This window comes from Streptomyces sp. NPDC042346, from assembly GCF_055581845.1.
Window position 1 is genome coordinate 47,563 of sequence record NZ_JBVJEH010000008.1, and the last position, 20,207, is coordinate 67,769.

The 20,207-nt window shown below is 71.4% G+C and carries 22 protein-coding genes; 13 read left to right on the forward strand and 9 right to left on the reverse strand.

Going from position 1 to position 20,207, the window contains the following annotated elements:
- Nucleotides 1–113: 113 nt before the first annotated feature.
- The 11 genes from ACZ6K0_RS28340 (at nt 114) to ACZ6K0_RS28390 (ending at nt 9,578) form a co-directional block, all read left to right on the forward strand.
- Entirely contained in the window at nt 114–197 is an 84-nt protein-coding gene (locus ACZ6K0_RS28340; protein WP_312846743.1) for a putative leader peptide, read from the forward strand.
- A gap of 126 nt (nt 198–323) precedes the next feature.
- A complete protein-coding gene (locus ACZ6K0_RS28345) occupies nt 324–2,021 on the forward strand; it encodes a nitrite/sulfite reductase (protein ID WP_469232985.1) in 1,698 nt (565 codons plus the stop codon).
- Nucleotides 2,018–2,197, forward strand: a complete 180-nt coding sequence (locus ACZ6K0_RS28350; RefSeq protein ID WP_376400655.1) for a hypothetical protein — start codon at nt 2,018–2,020, stop codon at nt 2,195–2,197. Before ACZ6K0_RS28345 ends, ACZ6K0_RS28350 begins: the two co-directional genes overlap by 4 nt.
- Complete coding sequence (locus ACZ6K0_RS28355; protein ID WP_376400658.1) at nt 2,194–2,904, forward strand: phosphoadenylyl-sulfate reductase; 711 nt, start codon at nt 2,194–2,196, stop codon at nt 2,902–2,904. The genes ACZ6K0_RS28350 and ACZ6K0_RS28355 overlap by 4 nt, the downstream gene beginning before the upstream one ends.
- Nucleotides 2,904–3,482, forward strand: a complete 579-nt coding sequence (gene cysC, locus ACZ6K0_RS28360) for an adenylyl-sulfate kinase (protein WP_376400661.1) — start codon at nt 2,904–2,906, stop codon at nt 3,480–3,482. Before ACZ6K0_RS28355 ends, cysC begins: the two co-directional genes overlap by 1 nt.
- Nucleotides 3,479–4,414 (forward strand): sulfate adenylyltransferase subunit CysD, encoded by a 936-nt coding sequence (gene cysD, locus ACZ6K0_RS28365; RefSeq protein ID WP_056647856.1) that lies wholly within the window; start codon nt 3,479–3,481, stop codon nt 4,412–4,414. Before cysC ends, cysD begins: the two co-directional genes overlap by 4 nt.
- Nucleotides 4,415–4,416: 2 nt before the next feature.
- Entirely contained in the window at nt 4,417–5,766 is a 1,350-nt protein-coding gene (locus ACZ6K0_RS28370) for a sulfate adenylyltransferase subunit 1 (protein ID WP_376400665.1), read from the forward strand.
- Nucleotides 5,767–5,971: 205 nt separating this feature from the next.
- On the forward strand, nt 5,972–7,081 hold the full coding sequence (locus ACZ6K0_RS28375; protein ID WP_376400668.1) for an aliphatic sulfonate ABC transporter substrate-binding protein: 1,110 nt from the start codon (nt 5,972–5,974) through the stop codon (nt 7,079–7,081).
- A gap of 58 nt (nt 7,082–7,139) precedes the next feature.
- Nucleotides 7,140–7,934 (forward strand): ABC transporter ATP-binding protein, encoded by a 795-nt coding sequence (locus ACZ6K0_RS28380; RefSeq protein ID WP_376400671.1) that lies wholly within the window; start codon nt 7,140–7,142, stop codon nt 7,932–7,934.
- Nucleotides 7,921–8,823, forward strand: coding sequence for an ABC transporter permease (locus tag ACZ6K0_RS28385; protein ID WP_376400674.1), 903 nt, complete (start codon nt 7,921–7,923; stop codon nt 8,821–8,823). Before ACZ6K0_RS28380 ends, ACZ6K0_RS28385 begins: the two co-directional genes overlap by 14 nt.
- 8 nt (nt 8,824–8,831) lie before the next feature.
- A complete protein-coding gene (locus ACZ6K0_RS28390) occupies nt 8,832–9,578 on the forward strand; it encodes a sirohydrochlorin chelatase (protein WP_469232981.1) in 747 nt (248 codons plus the stop codon).
- 61 nt (nt 9,579–9,639) lie between these two features.
- Here the strand turns inward: ACZ6K0_RS28390 and ACZ6K0_RS28395 are convergent, their stop codons facing one another.
- The 6 genes from ACZ6K0_RS28395 to ACZ6K0_RS28420 all read right to left on the reverse strand — a co-directional run bounded on the left by ACZ6K0_RS28395 (nt 9,640) and on the right by ACZ6K0_RS28420 (nt 14,763).
- A complete protein-coding gene (locus ACZ6K0_RS28395; protein ID WP_469232979.1) occupies nt 9,640–10,212 on the reverse strand; it encodes a TIGR03086 family metal-binding protein in 573 nt (190 codons plus the stop codon).
- Between the two features lie 66 nt (nt 10,213–10,278).
- On the reverse strand, nt 10,279–10,911 hold the full coding sequence (locus ACZ6K0_RS28400) for a mycothiol-dependent nitroreductase Rv2466c family protein (RefSeq protein WP_376400682.1): 633 nt from the start codon (nt 10,909–10,911) through the stop codon (nt 10,279–10,281).
- A 74-nt stretch (nt 10,912–10,985) separates the two neighbouring features.
- Complete coding sequence (locus ACZ6K0_RS28405) at nt 10,986–11,540, reverse strand: DUF1697 domain-containing protein (RefSeq protein ID WP_376400685.1); 555 nt, start codon at nt 11,538–11,540, stop codon at nt 10,986–10,988.
- 141 nt (nt 11,541–11,681) lie between these two features.
- Nucleotides 11,682–12,980 (reverse strand): ABC transporter substrate-binding protein, encoded by a 1,299-nt coding sequence (locus ACZ6K0_RS28410; RefSeq protein WP_469232976.1) that lies wholly within the window; start codon nt 12,978–12,980, stop codon nt 11,682–11,684.
- Entirely contained in the window at nt 12,977–13,819 is an 843-nt protein-coding gene (locus ACZ6K0_RS28415) for a carbohydrate ABC transporter permease (RefSeq protein ID WP_376400692.1), read from the reverse strand. The genes ACZ6K0_RS28410 and ACZ6K0_RS28415 overlap by 4 nt, the downstream gene beginning before the upstream one ends.
- Nucleotides 13,816–14,763, reverse strand: a complete 948-nt coding sequence (locus ACZ6K0_RS28420) for a carbohydrate ABC transporter permease (protein ID WP_469232973.1) — start codon at nt 14,761–14,763, stop codon at nt 13,816–13,818. Before ACZ6K0_RS28420 ends, ACZ6K0_RS28415 begins: the two co-directional genes overlap by 4 nt.
- Before the next feature lie 145 nt (nt 14,764–14,908).
- Here ACZ6K0_RS28420 and ACZ6K0_RS28425 point away from each other — a divergent pair, with 145 nt between their 5' ends.
- Both ACZ6K0_RS28425 and ACZ6K0_RS28430 read left to right on the forward strand, forming a co-directional pair.
- Entirely contained in the window at nt 14,909–15,766 is an 858-nt protein-coding gene (locus ACZ6K0_RS28425) for a phosphotransferase enzyme family protein (RefSeq protein WP_376400698.1), read from the forward strand.
- Between the two features lie 45 nt (nt 15,767–15,811).
- A complete protein-coding gene (locus ACZ6K0_RS28430; RefSeq protein ID WP_376400701.1) occupies nt 15,812–16,636 on the forward strand; it encodes an alpha/beta fold hydrolase in 825 nt (274 codons plus the stop codon).
- Here the strand turns inward: ACZ6K0_RS28430 and ACZ6K0_RS28435 are convergent.
- The 3 genes from ACZ6K0_RS28435 to ACZ6K0_RS28445 all read right to left on the reverse strand — a co-directional run bounded on the left by ACZ6K0_RS28435 (nt 16,633) and on the right by ACZ6K0_RS28445 (nt 20,158).
- The gene (locus ACZ6K0_RS28435) at nt 16,633–17,358 is read right to left on the reverse strand and encodes a 3'-5' exonuclease (RefSeq protein ID WP_376400704.1); all 726 of its coding nucleotides are present in this window, start codon (nt 17,356–17,358) and stop codon (nt 16,633–16,635) included. The two genes, ACZ6K0_RS28430 and ACZ6K0_RS28435, sit on opposite strands and share 4 nt — an antisense overlap.
- A gap of 77 nt (nt 17,359–17,435) precedes the next feature.
- Nucleotides 17,436–18,722, reverse strand: a complete 1,287-nt coding sequence (locus tag ACZ6K0_RS28440; RefSeq protein WP_469232971.1) for an SAV2148 family HEPN domain-containing protein — start codon at nt 18,720–18,722, stop codon at nt 17,436–17,438.
- 110 nt (nt 18,723–18,832) lie between these two features.
- Nucleotides 18,833–20,158 (reverse strand): copper amine oxidase, encoded by a 1,326-nt coding sequence (locus ACZ6K0_RS28445; protein ID WP_469232969.1) that lies wholly within the window; start codon nt 20,156–20,158, stop codon nt 18,833–18,835.
- Nucleotides 20,159–20,207 lie beyond the last annotated feature (49 nt).

The window sequence follows — 20,207 nt, forward strand, 5'->3', positions numbered from 1 at the left end:
TCGGGGGCCCCTTTCGCGTGACGTACAGCACAGCGTCTCACACAACGAGACATCTACGTCCATATAGCGGACGATGCTGGACTGAGTCCAAAGTCCCGTGACACGCTTCCGTCATGTCTGGAACTGGAACTGCCTTGGTGAGTCGGCGGCACGTCGACCTCGGCCGCATGTCCAGCGCCATCTGTCCGGCGCGCTGAGACCACCAGCACCGCCGCGATATCTCTTCTGCCCGACCCTGCTGCGCACTGACGCGCCACCCTCTGACCTCTGCGCGAGTGTGCAGGTCAGAGCCGCCCTCTCGCAGTCCCGAAGGACAAGACGCCATGGCCGCCACCCCGGAAAACCCCACTCCAGCCGCCGCACGCCGCAAGACCGGGCGCCACCGTGGCGAGGGTCAGTGGGCCGTGGGGCACTTCACCCCGCTGAACGGCAATGAGCAGTTCAAGAAGGACGACGACGGTCTCAATGTGCGGACACGCATTGAGACGGTCTACTCGAAGCGCGGTTTCGACTCCATCGACCCCAACGACCTGCGCGGACGCATGCGCTGGTGGGGCCTCTACACCCAGCGCAAGCAGGGTCTGGACGGCACCAAGACGGGCGTTCTGGAGCCGGAGGAGCTGGATGACGAGTACTTCATGCTCCGGGTCCGCATCGACGGCGGCCGGCTGACCACGCAGCAGCTCCGGGTGATCGGTGAGATCTCCGAGGAGTTCGCACGCGGCACGGCCGACATCACCGACCGGCAGAACGTCCAGTACCACTGGATCCGCATCGAGGACGTCCCCGAGATCTGGAACCGCCTGGAGGCGGTCGGCCTGTCCACCACCGAGGCCTGCGGCGACACCCCGCGTGTCGTCCTCGGCTCGCCCGTGGCCGGGATCGCCGAGAACGAGATCATCGACGGCACGCCCGCCATCGACGAGATCTACCGGCGGATCGTGGGCAACAAGGACTTCTCGAACCTGCCCCGCAAGTTCAAGTCCGCGATCTCCGGTTCGCCGCTGCTCGACGTGGCGCACGAGATCAACGACATCGCCTTCGTCGGCGTGCGTCACCCGGAGCACGGCCCCGGCTTCGACGTGTGGGTCGGCGGCGGTCTGTCCACCAACCCGAAGCTCGGCGTCCGGCTCGGCACCTGGGTCTCGCTCGACGAGGTCCCGGACGTGTACGAGGGCGTCATCTCGATCTTCCGCGACTACGGCTACCGCCGGCTGCGCAACCGCGCCCGCCTGAAGTTCCTCGTCGCCGACTGGGGCCCGGAGAAGTTCCGCCAGGTCCTGGAGGACGAGTACCTGAAGCGCAAGCTCTCGGACGGCCCCGCCCCCGAGCAGCCCGCGGGCCAGTGGCGCGACCACGTCGGCGTCCACCGGCAGAACGACGGCCGGTTCTACGTCGGTTTCGCGCCGCGCGTCGGCCGGGTCGACGGCGCCACCCTGACGAAGATCGCCGAGATCGCCGAGACGCACGGCTCGGGCCGGGTCCGCACCACCGCCGAGCAGAAGATGCTCGTCCTGGACGTCGAGGAGGCGCAGGTCGAGGGGATCGTCTCCGCCCTGGAGTCGCTCGACCTGCGGGTCACGCCCTCGCCGTTCCGGCGCGGCACGATGGCCTGCACCGGCATCGAGTTCTGCAAGCTCGCGATCGTCGAGACGAAGGCCCGCGGCGCCTCGCTCATCGACGAACTGGAGCGCCGGGTCCCGGAGTTCGACGAGCCGCTGACGATCAACATCAACGGTTGCCCGAACGCCTGCGCCCGCATCCAGGTCGCGGACATCGGTCTCAAGGGCCAGCTGGTCCTGGACGACGACGGCAACCGCGTCGAGGGCTACCAGGTCCACCTGGGCGGCGCGCTCGGCCTGGAGGCCGGCTTCGGCCGCAAGGTCCGCGGCCTCAAGGTCACCGCGGCCGAGCTCCCGGACTACGTGGAGCGGGTCCTCAAGCGCTTCCAGGCGGAGCGCGAGGACGGCGAGCGCTTCGCGACCTGGACGGCCCGCGCCTCCGAGGAGTCCCTGTCATGAGCGAGCGTGCCGCACCGTTCCACTGCCCCTACTGCGGGGACGAGGACCTGCGTCCGAACGAGCAGGGCCACGGCGCCTGGGAATGCGCCACGTGCAGCCGAGCCTTCCAGTTGAAGTTCCTGGGGCTGCTCGCCCCGGGGACTTCGGGCAACACCCCTGGAAGGGAACAGATATGACGGTCACTCAGATCAGCGAGGACACGACCGACCTGAAGGCGCTCGCCGAGCAGGCCGGCCGTGACCTGGAGGACGCCTCGCCGCTTGAGATCCTCCGGTGGGCCGTGGACACCTTCGGTCCGCGCTTCTGCGTCACCTCCTCCATGGAGGACGCGGTCGTCGCCCACCTCGCCTCGCGGGTCCGGCCCGGCGTGGACGTCGTCTTCCTCGACACGGGCTACCACTTCGAGGAGACCATCGGCACCCGGGACGCCGTCGACGCCGTCATGGACGTCAACGTCATCACCCTGACGCCGCGTCGGACCGTGGCCGAGCAGGACGCCGAGCACGGCGCGAAGCTGCACGACCGCGACCCCGACCTGTGCTGCGCGCTGCGCAAGGTCAAGCCGCTGGAGGAGGGCCTGACCGCGTACAGCGCGTGGGCCACCGGCCTGCGCCGCGACGAGTCCCCGACCCGGGCGAACACCCCGGTCGTCGGCTGGGACGAGAAGCGGCGGAAGGTCAAGGTCTCCCCCATCGCCCGCTGGACGCAGGACGACGTCGACGCGTACGTCATGGAGCACGGGGTCCTCACCAACCCGCTCCTGATGGACGGTTACGCCTCCGTCGGCTGCGCGCCCTGCACCCGCCGCGTCCTGGAGGGCGAGGACGCCCGCGCCGGACGCTGGGCGGGCCGCGCCAAGACCGAGTGCGGGCTGCACGGCTGATGACCCCCACCCCTCAGATCTCCCACACCTCCCAGGAGAACCACGTGACCGGTGCCACCATCTGGCTCACCGGCCTGCCGAGCGCCGGAAAGACCACCATCGCGTACGAGCTGGCCGGCCGCCTCCGCGAGGAGGGCCACCGCGTCGAGATCCTCGACGGCGACGAGATCCGCGAGTTCCTCTCCGCGGGCCTCGGCTTCACCCGCGAGGACCGGCACACCAACGTGCAGCGCATCGGCTTCGTCGCCGAGCTGCTCGCCTCGCAGGGCGTGCAGGTCCTGGTGCCCGTCATCGCCCCGTACGCCGACAGCCGCGAGGCGGTCCGCAAGCGCCACGCGGCCGAGGGCACCGCCTTCGTCGAGGTGCACGTGGCCACCCCCGTCGAGGTCTGCTCGGTCCGCGACGTGAAGGGCCTCTACGCCAAGCAGGCCGCCGGCGAGATCAGCGGCCTGACCGGCGTCGACGACCCGTACGAGGCACCCGAGACGCCCGATCTCCGGATCGAGTCCCAGAACCAGACCGTGCAGGAGTCCGCGGCTCAGCTCCACGCGCTGCTCACCGAGAGGGGTCTGCTGTGACCACCGTCGTCAACGTCCACGAGGCGACCGACAGCCCGTTCGCGCTGTCGCACCTCGACTCCCTGGAGTCGGAGGCCGTCCACATCTTCCGCGAGGTGGCGGGCGAGTTCGAGCGGCCGGTGATCCTCTTCTCCGGCGGCAAGGACTCCATCGTCATGCTGCACCTGGCGCTGAAGGCCTTCGCTCCGGCGCCGGTCCCCTTCACGCTGCTGCACGTCGACACCGGGCACAACTTCCCCGAGGTCCTCGAGTACCGCGACCGCGTCGTCGCCGAGCACGGCCTGCGCCTCCACGTCGCCTCCGTCCAGGAGTACATCGACGCCGGCAAGCTGCGCGAGCGCCCGGACGGCACCCGCAACCCGCTGCAGACCGTCCCGCTGACCGAGGCGATCCAGCAGCACCGCTTCGACGCCGTCTTCGGCGGCGGCCGCCGCGACGAGGAGAAGGCCCGCGCCAAGGAGCGCGTCTTCTCCCTGCGCGACGAGTTCTCCCAGTGGGACCCGCGCCGCCAGCGCCCCGAGCTGTGGCAGCTCTACAACGGCCGCCACGCGCCCGGCGAGCACGTCCGGGTCTTCCCGCTCTCCAACTGGACCGAGCTGGACGTCTGGCAGTACATCGCCCGCGAGGGCATCGAACTGCCGGAGATCTACTTCGCGCACGAGCGCGAGGTCTTCGCCCGCAGCGGCATGTGGCTGACCGCCGGCGAGTGGGGCGGCCCCAAGGACACCGAGACGGTCGAGAAGCGGCTCATCCGCTACCGCACCGTCGGTGACATGTCCTGCACCGGCGCCGTCGACTCCGACGCCACCACGCTCGACGCCGTCATCGCCGAGATCGCCGCCTCCCGCCTCACCGAGCGGGGTGCGACCCGCGCCGACGACAAGATGTCCGAGGCCGCGATGGAAGACCGCAAGCGCGAAGGGTACTTCTAGCCATGACGAGCACGACCGAGCAGTTCGCCGAGTTCGCCGACGTCTCGGCGACCACCCTGCTGCGCTTCGCCACCGCCGGCTCCGTCGACGACGGCAAGTCCACGCTGGTGGGCCGCCTCCTGCACGACTCCAAGTCGGTCCTCACCGACCAGCTGGAGGCCGTCGAGGCCGCGTCCATCAAGCGCGGCCAGGATGCACCCGACCTGGCGCTCCTCACCGACGGTCTGCGGGCCGAGCGGGAGCAGGGCATCACGATCGACGTGGCCTACCGCTACTTCGCCACCGCCCGCCGCCGGTTCATCCTCGCCGACACCCCCGGGCACGTGCAGTACACCCGGAACATGGTGACCGGCGCCTCGACCGCCGAGCTGGCCGTGGTCCTCGTCGACGCCCGCAACGGTGTCGTCGAGCAGACCCGCCGGCACGCGGCCGTCGCCGCCCTGCTCCGCGTCCCGCACGTGGTCCTGGCCGTGAACAAGATGGACCTGGTCGACTACCAGGAGCCCGTCTTCGCCGCGATCGCCGCGGAGTTCACGACGTACGCCTCCGAGCTCGGCGTCCCGGAGATCACCGCGATCCCGATCTCGGCGCTCGCCGGCGACAACGTCGTGGAGCCGTCCGCGAACATGGACTGGTACGGCGGCCCGACGGTCCTGGAGCACCTGGAGACGGTCCCGGTCAGCCACGACCTGACGGCCTGCCACGCGCGCTTCCCGGTCCAGTACGTGATCCGTCCGCAGACCGCCGAGCACCCCGACTACCGGGGATACGCCGGTCAGATCGCGGCCGGTGCCTTCCGGGTCGGCGAGCGGATCACCGTCCTGCCGTCCGGGAAGACGTCCACGATCAGCGGGATCGACGCGCTCGGCGAGTCCGTGGACATCGCCTGGGCCCCGCAGTCGGTCACGATCCGGCTCGCCGACGACATCGACATCTCGCGCGGCGACCTGCTCGCCCCGGTCGGTGACGCCCCGGCGACCAGCCAGGACATCGAGGCGACGGTCTGCCACGTGGCCGACCAGCCGCTCGCCGTCGGCCAGCGGGTGCTGCTCAAGCACACGACCCGCACGGTCAAGGCGATCGTCAAGGAGATCCCCTCGCGGCTCACCCTGGACGATCTCTCCCAGCACCCGAACCCCGGGCAGCTGGTCGCCAACGACATCGGCCGGGTCGTCGTGCGGACGGCCGAGCCGCTCGCGCTCGACGCGTACGTGGACTCGCGCCGCACCGGTTCCTTCCTGCTGATCGACCCGGCGGACGGCACCACGCTCGCGGCGGGCATGGCGGGCGAGTCCTTCGCCACCACCAAGGCCGTCGCGGTCGTCGAGGACGAGGAGGGGTGGGACTTCTGATGTTCCGGGACATCTACGCCACCTTCGCCAAAGAGGGTGGTCGCGTGGGCGGCGGCACCCTCGGCACGGGCCAGGGAGGCGTTGCGCGATGTTGCGCCGCGACCTCCACGCACCGCGTGAGCGGTGCGAGCCGGCTCCACCCTCTTCACCCCGAACGACATAAACGCAGACTTCGCAGAAGTTGACACCGAGGGGACCCCTTCCCGTGCCTGCCACCACCCGCACCACCCTGCGCCGCAGCCTCACCGCCGCCACCGTCCTGCCGCTGCTGATCGGCGCGCTCGCCTCCTGCGGCTATGGCTCCGAGGCCAAGAACGACGAGAAGAAGGTGGCCGCCGAGGGCGACAAGCTCTCCGCCGACACCGTACGGCTCGGGTACTTCCCCAATCTCACGCACGCCACCGCGCTCGTCGGTGACCAGGAGGGCCTCCTCCAGAAGGAGCTGGGCGGCACGAAGCTGGTGCCCACCACCTTCAACGCCGGTCCGTCCGAGATCGAGGCGCTCAACGCCGACTCGATCGACATCGGCTTCATCGGCCCCTCGCCGTCGATCAACGGCTACGTCAAGACCAAGGGTTCCAACCTCCGCATCGTCGGCGGCTCGGCCTCCGGCGGCGTGAAGCTCGTGGTGAACCCGGCGAAGATCAAGACCCTGGACGACCTCAAGGGCAAGAAGATCGCCACGCCGCAGCTCGGCAACACGCAGGACGTGGCCTTCCTCAACTGGATCTCCGAGAAGGGCTGGAAGGTCGACGCCCAGAGCGGCAAGGGCGACGTCTCGGTGGTCCGCACGGACAACAAGGTGACCCCGAACGCCTACGCCTCCGGTGCCATCGACGGCGCCTGGGTGCCCGAGCCGACCGCGTCGAAGCTGGTCAGCGAAGGGGCGAAGGTCCTCCTCGACGAGTCCGACCTGTGGCCGGACAAGAAGTTCGTCATCACGAACATCATCGTGTCGCAGAAGTTCCTGAAGGCGCACCCGGACGTCGTCGAGGCCTTCCTGCGCGGCGCGGTGAAGACCAACGAGTGGATCAACGCCAACCCGGACAAGGCGAAGGCCTCGGCCAACGCCAAGCTGAAGGCCCTCTCGGGCAAGGCGCTGGGCGCGAAGGTCATCGACGCCGCGTGGCCGTCCATCCAGTTCACCAACGACCCGCTGGCGGCCACGCTCCAGTCCCAGGCGGACCACGCGGTGAAGGCCGGTCTCCTGAAGCAGCCCGAGCTCACCGGCATCTACGACCTGAAGCCGCTCAACAAGGTCCTGAAGGCCGCCGGTCAGCCCGAGGTCTCCGACGCCGGGCTCGGCGTCAAGTAACCAGGCGTCAGACACCAGTGCAGCAGCCCGAGTTCAGCTTCACCAGGAGGTGACGACCATGGCCACGACCGCGACGCTCGCCAAGGCCGAGGACCGTGCGGCGGTGACCCATGCCGCCCGTATCGAGCATGTCTCCAAGTCCTTCGGCGGACCCTCCGGCGGGCAGCTCGTCCTCGACGACATCTCGCTCGATGTCGCCCCGGGCGAGTTCGTCACCCTCCTGGGCGCCTCGGGCTGCGGCAAGTCCACGCTGCTCAACCTGGTCGCCGGGCTCGACCGGCCGTCCGCGGGGTCCATCGAGACCCCCGGCGGCCGGCCGGCCCTGATGTTCCAGGAGCACGCCCTCTTCCCGTGGCTCACCGCGGGCAAGAACATCGAACTGGCCCTGCGGCTGCGCGGGGTGCCCAAGGCCGAGCGGCGCCCGGAGGCCGAGCGGCTGCTCGACCTCGTCCGGCTCGGCGGCTCGTACGGCAAGCGGGTCCACGAGCTGTCCGGCGGCATGCGCCAGCGGGTGGCGCTGGCGCGCGCGCTCGCCCAGGACAGCGACCTGCTCCTGATGGACGAGCCGTTCGCGGCGCTCGACGCCATCACCCGGGACGTGCTGCACGACGAGCTGACCCGGATCTGGCGGGAGACGAAGCTGTCGGTGCTCTTCGTCACCCACAACGTCCGCGAGGCCGTGCGGCTGGCCGAGCGCGTCGTCCTCCTCTCGTCCCGGCCGGGCCGGATCGCCCACGAGTGGACGATCGACATCCCTCAGCCGCGCCGCATCGAGGACTCCGACGTCGCGGAGCTGTCCCTCGAGATCACCGAGCACCTGCGTGGGGAGATCCGCCGTCATGGCCAGCACTGACACCACTCCGAAGACGCCGAAGGCGCAGAAGGCCGACGACATCGCCGGCCTGGAAGCCGGTCTGGACGCCCTGGACAGCGTGCAGATCCGGCGGACCCCGGTCCGTGAGGTCCTCGTCAAGAAGGTGCTCCCGCCGGTCGTCGCCGTCGCGCTGATCCTGGTCGTGTGGCAGCTGCTGGTCTGGGGCAAGGTCACCGACGAGTTCAAGCTCCCCGCCCCGTCCGCGGTGTGGGACAGCCTGACCGAGATGTGGCTGGCGGGCACGCTCCTCGAAGTGCTGTGGACCAGCGTGTCCCGGGCCCTGTTCGGCTTCGTCCTGGCACTCGCGATCGGCACCCCGCTGGGACTGCTCGTCTCCCGGGTGAAGTTCGTGCGCGCGGCGATCGGCCCGATCCTCTCCGGTCTCCAGTCGCTGCCCTCGGTGGCGTGGGTGGCGCCGGCGGTGCTCTGGCTCGGTCTGAACGACAGCATGATGTACACGGTGATCCTGCTGGGCGCCGTCCCGTCGATCGCCAACGGCCTCGTCGCGGGCGTCGACCAGGTCCCGCCGCTCTACCTGCGGGCCGGCCAGACCCTCGGCGCGACCGGGCTCAAGGGCGCCTGGCACATCGTGATGCCGGCCGCGCTCCCCGGCTACCTCGCCGGCCTCAAGCAGGGCTGGGCGTTCTCCTGGCGTTCGCTGATGGCCGCCGAGATCATCGCCTCCTCGCCGGACCTCGGGCTCGGCCTCGGCCAGCTCCTCGAAAACGGCCGCAACAACATCGACATGGCCGGCATCTTCCTGGCGATCATCCTGATCCTGGTCGTCGGCATCGCCATCGACCTGCTGATCTTCAGCCCGCTGGAGCGTGCGGTGCTGCGCCGCCGCGGCCTCCTGGCGAAGGGCTGAGTCACACCATGAACAGGCCGGTCCTCCTCGTCATCGCCCACGGCAGCCGCGACCCGCGGCACGCGGCGACCGTCCAGGCGCTCGTGCGCCGGGCCGGTGCGCTGCGGCCGGGGCTGCGCGTGGAGACGGCGTTCCTGGACTTCAACCTGCCGTCGGTGACGGGGGTCCTCGACCGGCTCGCCGCCGACGGGGTACGGGACGTGGTGGCGCTGCCGCTGCTGCTCACCCGGGCCTTCCACGCGAAGGCCGACATCCCCGCCGTCCTGCGGCAGGCCCCGCGCCGGCTGCGGATCCGCCAGGCGGAGGTCCTCGGACCGTCGCCGCTGCTGATCGCGGCGGTGGAACGGCGGCTGTACGAGGCCGGGCTCACGCCCGGCGACAAGAGCTCGACCGGGGTCGTCCTGGCCTCGGCGGGCTCCACGGACCCGGAGGCGATCGCGGTGATCGCAGAAACGGCGCGGGAGCTGCGGCGCACCGGTTGGTGCTCCGTGCGGCCCGCGTTCGCCTCCGCATCTCTTCCCCGTACGGAGGAGGCCGTCCAGGCCCTCCGTACCGACGCGGGCGTCCGCCGGGTGGCCGTCGCCCCGTACGTCATCGCCCCGGGCAGGCTCCCGGACCGGATCGCCGCCGGCGCCGCCGCTGCGGACGTCCTGGCGGACGTCCTCGGTCCCTCCCCCGAGCTGGCCGCCCTGCTCATGGAGCGGTACGACGGCGCGACGGCGCGCGCGACGGACCGCGTGGCCGCCGTCGGCTGACTTCCTGCCGTCTCCTGCCGTCTCCTGCCGCCTCGCGTGACCGAAGGGTCGGTCCGGCGCGTCAGCTCTTCGGGTTCCGGCCGCTGGCCGCGAGGGCCCTGGTGAGAGCGGGCGCGTCGTCGGCGACGGCGACCGGCTCGGCGAAGCCCCCGTACTGGCGGTAGATCTCGGCGTGCTCCTCGACGACCCCGAGGACGAACGCTCCGGTCGTCTCGGGGAGCTCGAACTCCTGCCCTGTCGACCGGGCCAGGTCCCAGCCGTGCAGGGCGAGTTCCTTCACCAGCATCGAGGCGATCGTGGCCGCCGGCATCGCGGCGGACCCGAGGTCCACCTCGCCCTCCCAGGCCTCGGGCCGTTCCCAGGCGGCGAGTGCCCGGTCGAGCTGGGCCGCGTACGCCTCCGCCCACGCGTCCTCCGCGGTGAAGTCGCGCTGCACGGTGTCGTCGGGCAGCTGGGTGCGCAGGGCGCGGTGTTCGAGACCGTGCGCGGAGTAGAGGACGAGGTGGTTCGCGAGCTCGCGGACGGTCCAGTCGGCGCAGACGGAGGGCGCGGCGAGCTGCTCGGCGCTGGCGCCGCGGGCGACGCGGGCGGCCTCGGCGGCGCAGACGGTGAGATGGGCGTGGATGTCGTTCATGCCCTCGACCCTAGGAACCGGCCCGCGGCCCTGTCTTGAATTTTCGCGACACCCGGAGGCGGCGGATCACGTGTAGTCGAGGCCGCCCGTGCGGGTCCTCTTCAGTTCGAAGAGGTCGGGGTGGACGGCCAGGGCGCGGACGTTGTCGAAGAGGTCGGCGGCCTGCTCGCCGCGCGGGATCGCGCGGAGGACCGGGCCGAACCAGGCGGTGCCGTCGACGTGGAGCGTCGGGGTGCCGACGTACGCGCCGGCTTCGGGGTCCTTGCCCGCGTCGTGGCTGCGGCGGACGGCCTCGTCGTACGCCGGGTCGTGGGCGGCCTCGGCGAGGGCGGCGGGCAGGCCGAGTTCGGTGAGGGATTCGGCGACGACGGCGCCGAAGTCCTTCTGCTTCTTCTCGTGGATGCGGGTGCCGTACGCGGTGTAGAGCGGGCGGAGGATCTCCTCGCCGTGCTGCTCGGCGGCGGCCGCCGCCACGCGGACCGGGCCGATGGAGGCGTCGACGAGCTCGCGGTACCAGTCGGGCAGGGTGTTGCCCTCGTTGTGGAAGTACAGGCTCATGACCTTGAAGCGGAGGTCGATCGGCCGGTGGCGTTCGACCTCCAGGATCCAGCGGGAGGTGATCCAGGCGAAGGGGCAGGCGGGGTCGAAGTAGAAGTCGACGGTGGTGCGGGGCCGGGTGGTGGTCGCTGCGCTCGTCATGCGATCGAATCTAGCCAGCGGATGGCCCGTCATCCTGGGCCAATCCGCGGTCGGCAGGGTGGGCCACTTGGCCGTCAGTCCTCGTGGGTCATCTCGACGAGCTTGACCACCGTGTTCCAGTTCCGGGCCGTCGTCACGAGTCCCTTGACCACGGACGGGCGGGTGACCACGGCGGCCAGCCTGGACGTCCCGAGTCCCACGGGGACGTAGAGGTAGAGCACGCGGTCGCCGAGGAGGAACTCCTCCGGCAGGAACGCCTTCCGGTCGATCGCGGCGAAGCGTTCTTCCTCGACGGGGCCGGAGCAGTAGATCGCGTGGAGCTGCTTGCCCTCCAGCTCGGCGGCCGGGAAGGGGCAGGCCTCGGCGACGGCCGCGAGGTAGTCGCCGTCGCGGACGAGGCAGTCGACGCGGAAGCCGAAGCGGGCCTCGATCGCGTCCTCCAGCTCGGCGTTGAGCTCGTCCTCGGTGGCGGGCCTGTCCGTGGTGAAGACGGCGTTCCCGCTCTGGAGGTACGTGCGGACGTTCCGGTGGCCGAGGCCTTCGAGGACGGAACGGAGCTCCGCCATGGGGACCTTGCGGTGACCGCTCACATTGATGCCGCGGAGCAGGGCCGCGTATGTCGTCGCCATGGGTTCAGCTTAGGGCGGCCACCGCGCCTCGTGGGGGGCGGCACGGTGGCCGGTTCGAACACTCGCCGATGGGAGCGATCCTGGAGAAGACCCGTCACCCATCTGTGACTTATTCAACAAGGTTTCGTAATGACGAATCCATCATTTGCGCTGATAGCGGGCGAGGACCCGGTTGCCGTCCTCCACCAGCCGCCGGCGCAGCTCGGCGCCGTCGATGGCGCCGCTGTAGTACTCCTGGAAGGCCGGGGTCGCCACCTTGTCCTTCCATTCCGGATATCCGCGCACTCCTTGCGCGGGGGCCGGCCGCAGCCGCTCGGCGACCTCGGCGCCGGTCGCCCAGCCGTCCCGGGCGGTGTGCAGGGAGGGGTCGGCGAGCGCGGCCGTGCCGGTGGGCAGCATCCAGTCGCCGCGGGCGAGCCGCACCATGTTCTCCGGGCGCAGGAAGAAGTCGAGGAACGCCGCCGCCTCCTTCTTGCACGGGCTGGCCTCGGCGATCGACAGGGTCTGCGGGGAGACGCCCTGGGCGAGCCCCTCGCTCCCGACGGGGGCGGGCAGCACCGTCCACGCGAAGTCCTCGGGCGCCTGCTGGGCGATCTGCTGCCGGTAGGCGAAGCCCAGCGGGACCATGGCGTATTTCCCGGCGAAGAAGCCGGGCAGGGTGTCGGATCCGCCGCTGCCGAGCGTGGTGCGCGGGGCGGTGCGGTCGACGACGACCTGGTCGTGGACGGTGCCGGTGACGACGGCGTCGGCCTCGGTGAAGTCGACGGTGACCCGGCCGTCCGCGTCCCGGTGGAAGAGGCTGCCGCCGGCCGAGACGCCGAGGTTGAGGCTGACGGAGACGGGCTCCTTGAGCGGCCAGGCGACGGCGTACCGGCCGGGGCCCATGGCGGTGGTGAGGTCCCGGGCGATCTGCCGGAACTCGGTCCACGTCCAGGGCTTCTCGGGGGTGGGGACGCGGACGCCGGAGGACTCCAGGATCTTCCGGTTGGCGATGATCACGCGCGGTTCCTGGAGGAACGGGACGCCGTAGATCCCCTCGCCGAAGGTGGTGGTCTCCCAGCTGCGGGCGGGGATGTCGGCGCGCAGCCGTTCGGGCAGCAGCGGGCGCAGGTCGGCGAGGTCGCCGCCGTAGGCGAAGTCGCCGAGGTCGTCGGCGGCGTCGTGGATGATGTCGGGCGCCTCGCCGCCCTCGAAGGAGGTGAGGAGCTGGTCGTGGACGGAGTCCCAGCTGCCCTGGACGTAGTCGACCTGGACGTCGGGGTGGGTGGCGTTCCACTCCGCCACGAGCTGCTTGTTGGCGTCGACGGACTCCTTCTGCCAGGCGAGGGACTGGAAGCGGAGGCGTACGACGCCGTCGTCGGGCCGCTCGTCGCCGCCGGCGCAGCCGGTGAGGAGCAGGGCGAGCGCGGCGGTGAGGGTGGTGAGGAGCCGTCGTCTCATGACTTCACCGCCCCGGTCAGCATGCCGCCGGTGATGCGGCGTTGGAGGACGGCGAAGACGACGAGGGAGGGCAGGGTGGCGAGGAAGGCCGCGGCGGCCAGCGGGCCGAGGTCGGCGACGCCCTCGGCGCCGAGGAAGTGGGTGAGGACGACCGGCAGGGTCTGCTTCTCGGGGGTCTTGAGCAGGACGAGCGCGAAGAAGAACTCGTTCCAGGCGGTGACGAAGGCGAAGAGGGCGGTGGCGACGATGCCGGGGACGAGCAGCGGGGCTGTGACGGAGACGAGGGTACGGATCCTCCCGGCGCCGTCGACGGCCGCCGCCTCCTCCAGTTCGGCCGGTACGGCCCTGACGTACCCCATGAGCATCCAGAGCGCGAAGGGCAGCGACCAGACGACGTAGACCATGACGAGGCCGAGGACGCTGTTGACGAGGTGCAGGTTCTTGAGGACCAGGAAGAGCGGGATGATCACCAGGACGAAGGGGAAGGCCTGGCTGATCACGACCCAGCCGGTGGCGGCCGTGGCGAGCCGGCCCCGGTGGCGGGCGGTCACATAGGCGAGCGGGGTCGCGACGGCGACCGCGACGAGGGCCGCTGCGAGGGCGGCGACGAGGCTGTTCCCGGCCGCCCTGAGCAGCGGCTGCTCCTCGAAGGCCTGCCGGAAGTTGGCGAGTGTCGGCTCCTCCGGGATCCAGGTGGGGTGGAGCGAGGCCAGCTCGGGGGCGGGCTTGAAGGCGGTGGAGATCAGCCAGAGGAAGGGGAAGGCGAGGAAGACCAGGTAGGCGAGGAGGGCGAGGTACTGGCCGATCCGCGCGGGTCTGCTCGTCCGGAGGGCGCTCACCGGTCCTGGTCCCCTTTCAGCCGGCGTACGAGGGAGAAGGCGATGAGCACCGAGACGGCGGCGACCAGGACGCAGCCCATCGCGGCGGCGTAGCCGAACTGTCCGTAGCGGAAGGCCTCTTCGTAGGCGAAGAGCATGGGGAGCCGGGTGCGGCCGCCGGGTCCGCCGTTGGTCAGGACGTAGACCAGGGCGAAGGAGTTGAGGTTCCAGATGAGGTTGAGCGCGGTGATGGCGAGGGCCACGGGTCTCAGCGCGGGCCAGGTGACGGCGCGGAAGCGGCGCCAGGCGCCGGCGCCGTCGAGGGCGGCGGCCTCGTGGAGTTCGCGCGGGGTGTTCTGGAGTCCGGCGAGCAGGGCGACGGTGGTCTGCGGCATGCCGGCCCAGACGCCGACGACGATGACGGCGGGGAGGGCGGTGGCGAGCCCGGAGAGCCAGTCGTGGCCCTGGCCGAGGCCGAGGTCGCGGAGGGTCTCGTTGAGGATGCCCGCGTCGGGGTTGTAGACGAGGCGCCACATGATGCCGACGACGACCTCGGGCATCGCCCAGGGGACGATCGCGAGCGCCCGCGCCAGCCAGCGGAAGCGGAGCTTCTCGTTGAGGAGGAGGGCGAGGCCGAGGGCCAGGAGGAACTGGGGGACGGTCACCCCGACGGCCCAGATCAGGCCGATGCGGAAGGAGTCCCAGAAGAGGGTGTCGTGGAGGAGGTCCTGGAAGTTGAGGGTGCCGACCCACGAGGTGGCCTGGGTGCGGCCGGACTGGGCGTCGGTGAAGGCGAGCGCGATGCCGTAGAGGAGCGGGCCGACGCTGAGGACGAGGATCGGCAGGAGCGCCGGGAGGACCAGGAACCAGGCGCCGACGTCGGGCCCCCGGGGTCGTGTCTGGCGGACGGTCCGCGGTGTCCGCGTCCCGCCCGGCCGCCGCTTCGTCGCGGTCGCCGAGCTCATCGATCCGACCCCCGTCTGCCCGATGCCGCCGCCGGTGGGAACCCCGTCATGGTCCTGACGGGTCGTGGGGCCGTCAAGGCGGCCTGCGCGGTGGTGAGGGCCGAGTGCGAGACTTTGGCTCAAACGCACAGGTAGGGAGAGGTCGATGGACGAGGCGCGGGCGCGGGAGATCCTGGCCGCGGCGGGGCTGCCGGTCGCGGAGGCGCGGCTGCTGGCCCTCGGGGAGAACGCGGTCTTCGCCGTGGGCGACCTGGTGGTGAAGGTCGGCAGGGACGCCGAGCTGTTCGAGCGGGCCGAGCGGGAGGTGGCCCTGGCCGGCTGGCTCGCCGGGGCGGGGGTCCCGGCTCCGCGGGCCGCCGAGGAGAAGCCGCGGCTCGTCGACGGGCACCCGGTCACCTTCTGGCACCGGCTGCCCGATGCGGTCCGGCCCGCGGAGCCCCGCGATCTGGCCCCGCTGCTGCGGGCGGTGCACGCGCTGCCCGAGCCGGCGGGGTTCGCGCTCCCCCGGCGTGAGCTGCTGGGCGGGGTCGAGCGGTGGCTGCGGCTGGCGGGCGAGGCGATCGATCCGGCGGACGCGGCCTTCCTCCGGGAGCGGCGTGACGCCTTCGCCCCGGCGGCCGCCGCGCTCACCCCGTATCTGACGCCGGGCCCGATCCACGGCGACGCCCTCCCCCGGAACGTGCTCGTCGGCCCGGACGGCCCGGTCCTGATGGACCTGGAGACCTTCTCGTCCGATCTGCGCGAGCACGACCTCGTGGTGCTCGCGCTCTCCCGGGACCGCTACGGTCTCGACCCGGCCGCCTACGACGCCTTCACCGAGGCGTACGGGTGGGACGTCCGGGAGTGGGAGGGGTGCGCCGTGCTGCGGGGCGCTCGGGAGACCGCGAGCTGCGCGTGGGTGGCGCAGCACGCGCCGGCGAACCCGAAGGCGCTGGCCGAATTCGAGCGTCGGGTCGCCTCGCTGCGGGACGGCGACCCCGAGGTCCGCTGGTACCCGTTCTGACATCATGTCCGGCGTCGAACCGGCCGTCGGGAAGGGAGTGTTGTGATGCGGGTGGAACTGTCGGACGTCACGCTGGACGTCGAGGTGAGTGGCGATGGGCCGACGGTGCTGCTGGTGCACGGCTTCCCGGACAGCCACGCCTTGTGGCGCCACCAGGTCCCGGCCCTGACCGCGGCCGGGTACCGGTGCGTCGTCCCGACCCTGCGGGGCTTCGGCGCCTCGGACCGGCCCGAGGGGGGCGCGGAGGCCTGTCACCCGATCAAGCACGTGGGCGACCTGCTGGAGCTGCTGGGCCGGCTCGACGTCGACCGGTTCCACGCGGTCGGCCACGACTGGGGCTCGGGCGTGGTGCAGGGGATCGCGCAGACCGTGCCCGACCGCGTGACCAGCCTGACGCTCATGTCGGTGGGCAGCATCGCGGCGATCCTCGGCGCCGGCTGGGAGCAGCGGCAGCGCCTGTGGCACCTGACGATGTTCCAGCACGAGGGCCTCGCCGAGGAGTGGCTCTCCCGGGAGGACTTCGCGAATCTGCGCGACATGCTCTCCGACCACCCCGAGGCGGAAACGGTCCTGGAGCCGCTGCGCCTTCCGGGCGCACTGACCGCCGCTCTGAACATCTACCGGTCGGGGCTGCCGATCGAGGCCCAGCTGACCCCGCTGCCGGCGCTCCCGCCGCTCTCCGTCCCGGTCATGGGCGTCTGGTCCACCGGCGACCGCTTCCTCACCGAGCGGCAGATGGTGGACACCGGCGAGCACGTCACCGGTCCCTGGCGCTACGAACGCGTGGCGGACGCGGGCCACTGGTTCCCGCTCGACCGGCCGGAGAAGGTGAACGAACTCCTGCTGGCCTTCCTCAAGGACAACGGCTAGGAGCGGGCGAATACCGCCGGGCGCAGGGGCCAGGTGGACTCGACGACTGCTTCCGGGTCTCCCTTGCGGCGCAGGAAGGCCTGGAAGTCCTCGGCCCAGACGCGGTACCAGGCGATCTGACGCTCGTGGAGCTCGGCCGGGTCCAGCTCGGCCACCTGCCGGTGCCGCTCGGCTATCGCGACGGCGACCCGGACGGCGGCGAGCGCGTCGGCCGCGGCCTGGTGGGCGGCTTCGAGGACCACGCCGTACTCCCCGCAGACCGCTTCCAGGGTCCGCTTGCCGCGCCGGTAGCGGTCGACCGCCCGGTCGATCGTGTACGGGTCGACGACCGGGCCGATGCCGACGCCGCCGAGCCGCTCGCTCAGCGAGGGCAGCCCGTGGCGGCGCAGCTCGGCGGAGAGGAGCGTGAGGTCGAAGGAGGCGTTGTACGCGACGATCGGGACGCCGTCCTCCCAGTACGCGGCGAGGGTCTGCGCGATCTCGTCGGCCACCTCGCGCACCGGCCGGCCCTCGGCCGCCGCGCGCTCGGTGCTGATGCCGTGGATCGCGGAGGCCTGTTCCGGGATGCGGATGCCCGGGTCGGCGAGCCAGTCCCGCCGTCGTACGACGTGTCCCCCGCCGTCGACCTCGATGATCGAGGCCGTGACGATACGGGCCTCCAGCGGATCGGTGCCGGTCGTCTCCAGGTCGAAGCCGACCAGCGTGTCGCCGTGCCAGGCCATCGGGTCCTCCTTACGTGATCTCCCCCGTGGTGGTGACCACCCTCGCACGCACCACTGACAACGCCCTCGGGCGGAGGTCAGGAGACGGGGCGGGAGTCGAGCCAGACCGACTCGAATTCCTCCCGGTATGTCTCGAAAAGTCCGTGTTCGCCGTCGCCGCCGTGCTGACCGTGGCGCACCACACTCCGGCCGCCGCCGCGCAGGACGAGGACCGGGGCCTCCATGCCGCGGGCCTTGCGCAGGTAGGACTGCACGACGCCCACCCCGTCCGGGCCGTCGCCGTCCACCAGGTACGCGGTGAAGCGGGGGGTCTCGTCGAAGACGTGGATCTGGAAGGCGCCCGGGTCGCGCAGCTTGGAGCGCACCCGGCGCATGTGCAGGATGTTCATCTCGACGGAGCGGCTGAGCTCGCCCTTCTTGAGGCCGAGTTCCCGCTCGCGCCGCTTGACGGCGCTGCTCGCCGGGTTGAGGAAGAGCAGCCGCGTCCGGCAGCCGGACTCCGCGAGCCGGACCATGCGGCGCCCGGAGAAGTTCTGCACGAGGAGGTTCAGGCCTATGCCGGTGGCGTCGAGGCGCCGGGCCCCGCCGAAGAGGTCCTCGGCGGGCAGCTGCCGCTGGAGCCGCACCCGGTCGGGGTGGACGGAGACCACGTCCGCGTACCGGTCGCCGACGAGGTCCTCGACCGCGTCCACGGGCAGCCGGTCGGCGGAGGGCACGCCGGCCCCGCTGCCGAGGATCTCCAGGAGCCGCGCCGACGCCCGCTCGGACTGGGCGAGGACGGTCAGCGACAGCGCCCGGTTGCGGGAGACGACGTTGCGCGTGACCTCCAGCTCGTCCAGGGCGAGTTCGACCTCGCGCCGGTCGTCGAAGTAGGGCTCGAAGCAGGGCCAGTGCTGCACCATCAGCTCGCGCAGCTGCGGCAGGGTGAGGAAGCTCAGCACGTTGTCGTCGGCCGGGTCGAGCAGATAGCCCTTGCGGCGCGAGACCTCGCGCACGGCGACGGCCCGCTGCACCCACTCCTGACCGGCGGGGCCGGCCGCGGCCACGACCCACTCCTCGCCGTGCACGGGTTCGTACACGGGCCGGAGGACGGCCGCGACCACGGCCCGCAGCCGCTGTTCGACCAGGTTCAGCCAGATGTAGGCGCGCCCGGCGCGCTGGGCGCGGGTGCGCACCTCGCCCCAGGCCTCGGCGCCCCAGTCGAGCTCCGCGCCGATCTCCACGGGCCGGGTGACGGTGACCGTCCCGGGCGGGACCGCCGCGCCGGGCGGGACGACCGCTCCGGGCGGCAGGTCGGCGGCGTCGGTCGGGCCCCCCTCGTGACCCGCGTCACCTGGGGGCAGCTCCAGACCTCCCGAGCTCACCCGCGCACCGCCTTCTGCTCCTGGAAGCCCGTTTCGACCACTCCGACAACGATCAAGGAAGGGTACTCCGCGAGCGGGAGGCGGTGCAGCAGGATCGTCAGGCTCCTTGCTCAACTCCCCAGATCGGGCTGCCCGTTCTGGGAGGCGAGATCAGCCGGAGTGAGCGGATTCATAGCGGTTACGTCCCTGGGCGCCAGCTGGAAGCCCTGCCAGTGGACCGGCATCGGCTGCTGGTCCTCGTCCCGGGCGATGTGGTGGAACCCGATGTTGACCCACACGGACGGTTTGGTCAGAGTCTCACCGTTGACCCATTTGTCCACGCTGTCACCGGCGTTGGTCCCGCAGTTGCCGGTGTTGTTGCTCGCGAACTGCTCGCAGGCCCGCGACTGGGTGAAGTACACGTCGTGCTTGGTGAAGCCGCGGCCGGCGTGGGTGTTGGTGTGGCCGGGCACGATCTCGTACGAGCGGGCGTGGCCGTCGGCGTTCTTGCCGGTGCCGCTGACCACCCGCCACCAGCGCATGTTCTTCGCGTCGCCGGCGAGCTCCTTGGTGACGACGGTGCGCTTCGTCTTCACGGTCGGTCCGCCGCCGTTGGCGGGCGGCGCGGTGACGGTGGAGTCGAACTGCTCGATCCGGTCCTTGGTGGAGCCGTCGAGGCCGAAGTCGAGCTTCCAGAAGACGTTGTGGGCGTGGCTGGTGGCGTAGGCGCGGGCGCCCTTGCCGATGGGCCAGCCGCGGCCGTCGGTGGCGTTGTAGTCGACCGGCGAGAGGCTGCCGGTGGCCCCGACGTTGGCACCGATGGTGCCGTCTGCGGAGAAGCGCCACTCGGAGATGTACTCGTACCAGCCGACCTTGTTCACGGTGTAGACGAGGAGGTCCTTGCCCTGGACCTGGTACACCTGGCCGCCGCTGTCGGCGGCCATGCGGTACGCGTGGCCCCGCGCCCTGGTCGTGGTGCACAGGCCCTTGACCTGGCCGACCTCGGGCACCTTGACGGTGGAGATGGTGCCGCCGGGGCACTCGGCGGGCTTGAGGTTCTGCAGGCCCCAGCCGAAGCCGGCGCCGGTGAGGTCGTCGTACTCGGCGGCGCCGTCGTCGTACGGCACGTGGATCTGGGCGAGCCGGGCGCTGGTGAGGACCTTGATGGGCGCGCCGCCGGGCGGCTGGTAGGTGACGCCGTCGAGCGTGAGCCCGGCGTCGGTGTTGTAGCGCCAGCACATGTTCCAGACGGCGCCGCCTTCGAGCTTCTGCGTGATGCGGTACGCGGCCGAGCAGAGGGGCTGGGCGGACGGCTGCGTGGCGGACGGCAGTGCCGGGGACAGCGGGCGGGGCACGGCGGTCGCGGGTGCCGTGGCGGCCGTGGCGGTGCCGAGCAGGACGGCCGCGGTCAGGACGGCGCCTCTCCGGCGGGTGCGCGGGCTTCGCTGGGTGGACATGGGAACGTACTCCCTCGTACGGAGATGTCGTGGAAGGGGAGGGCCGGGC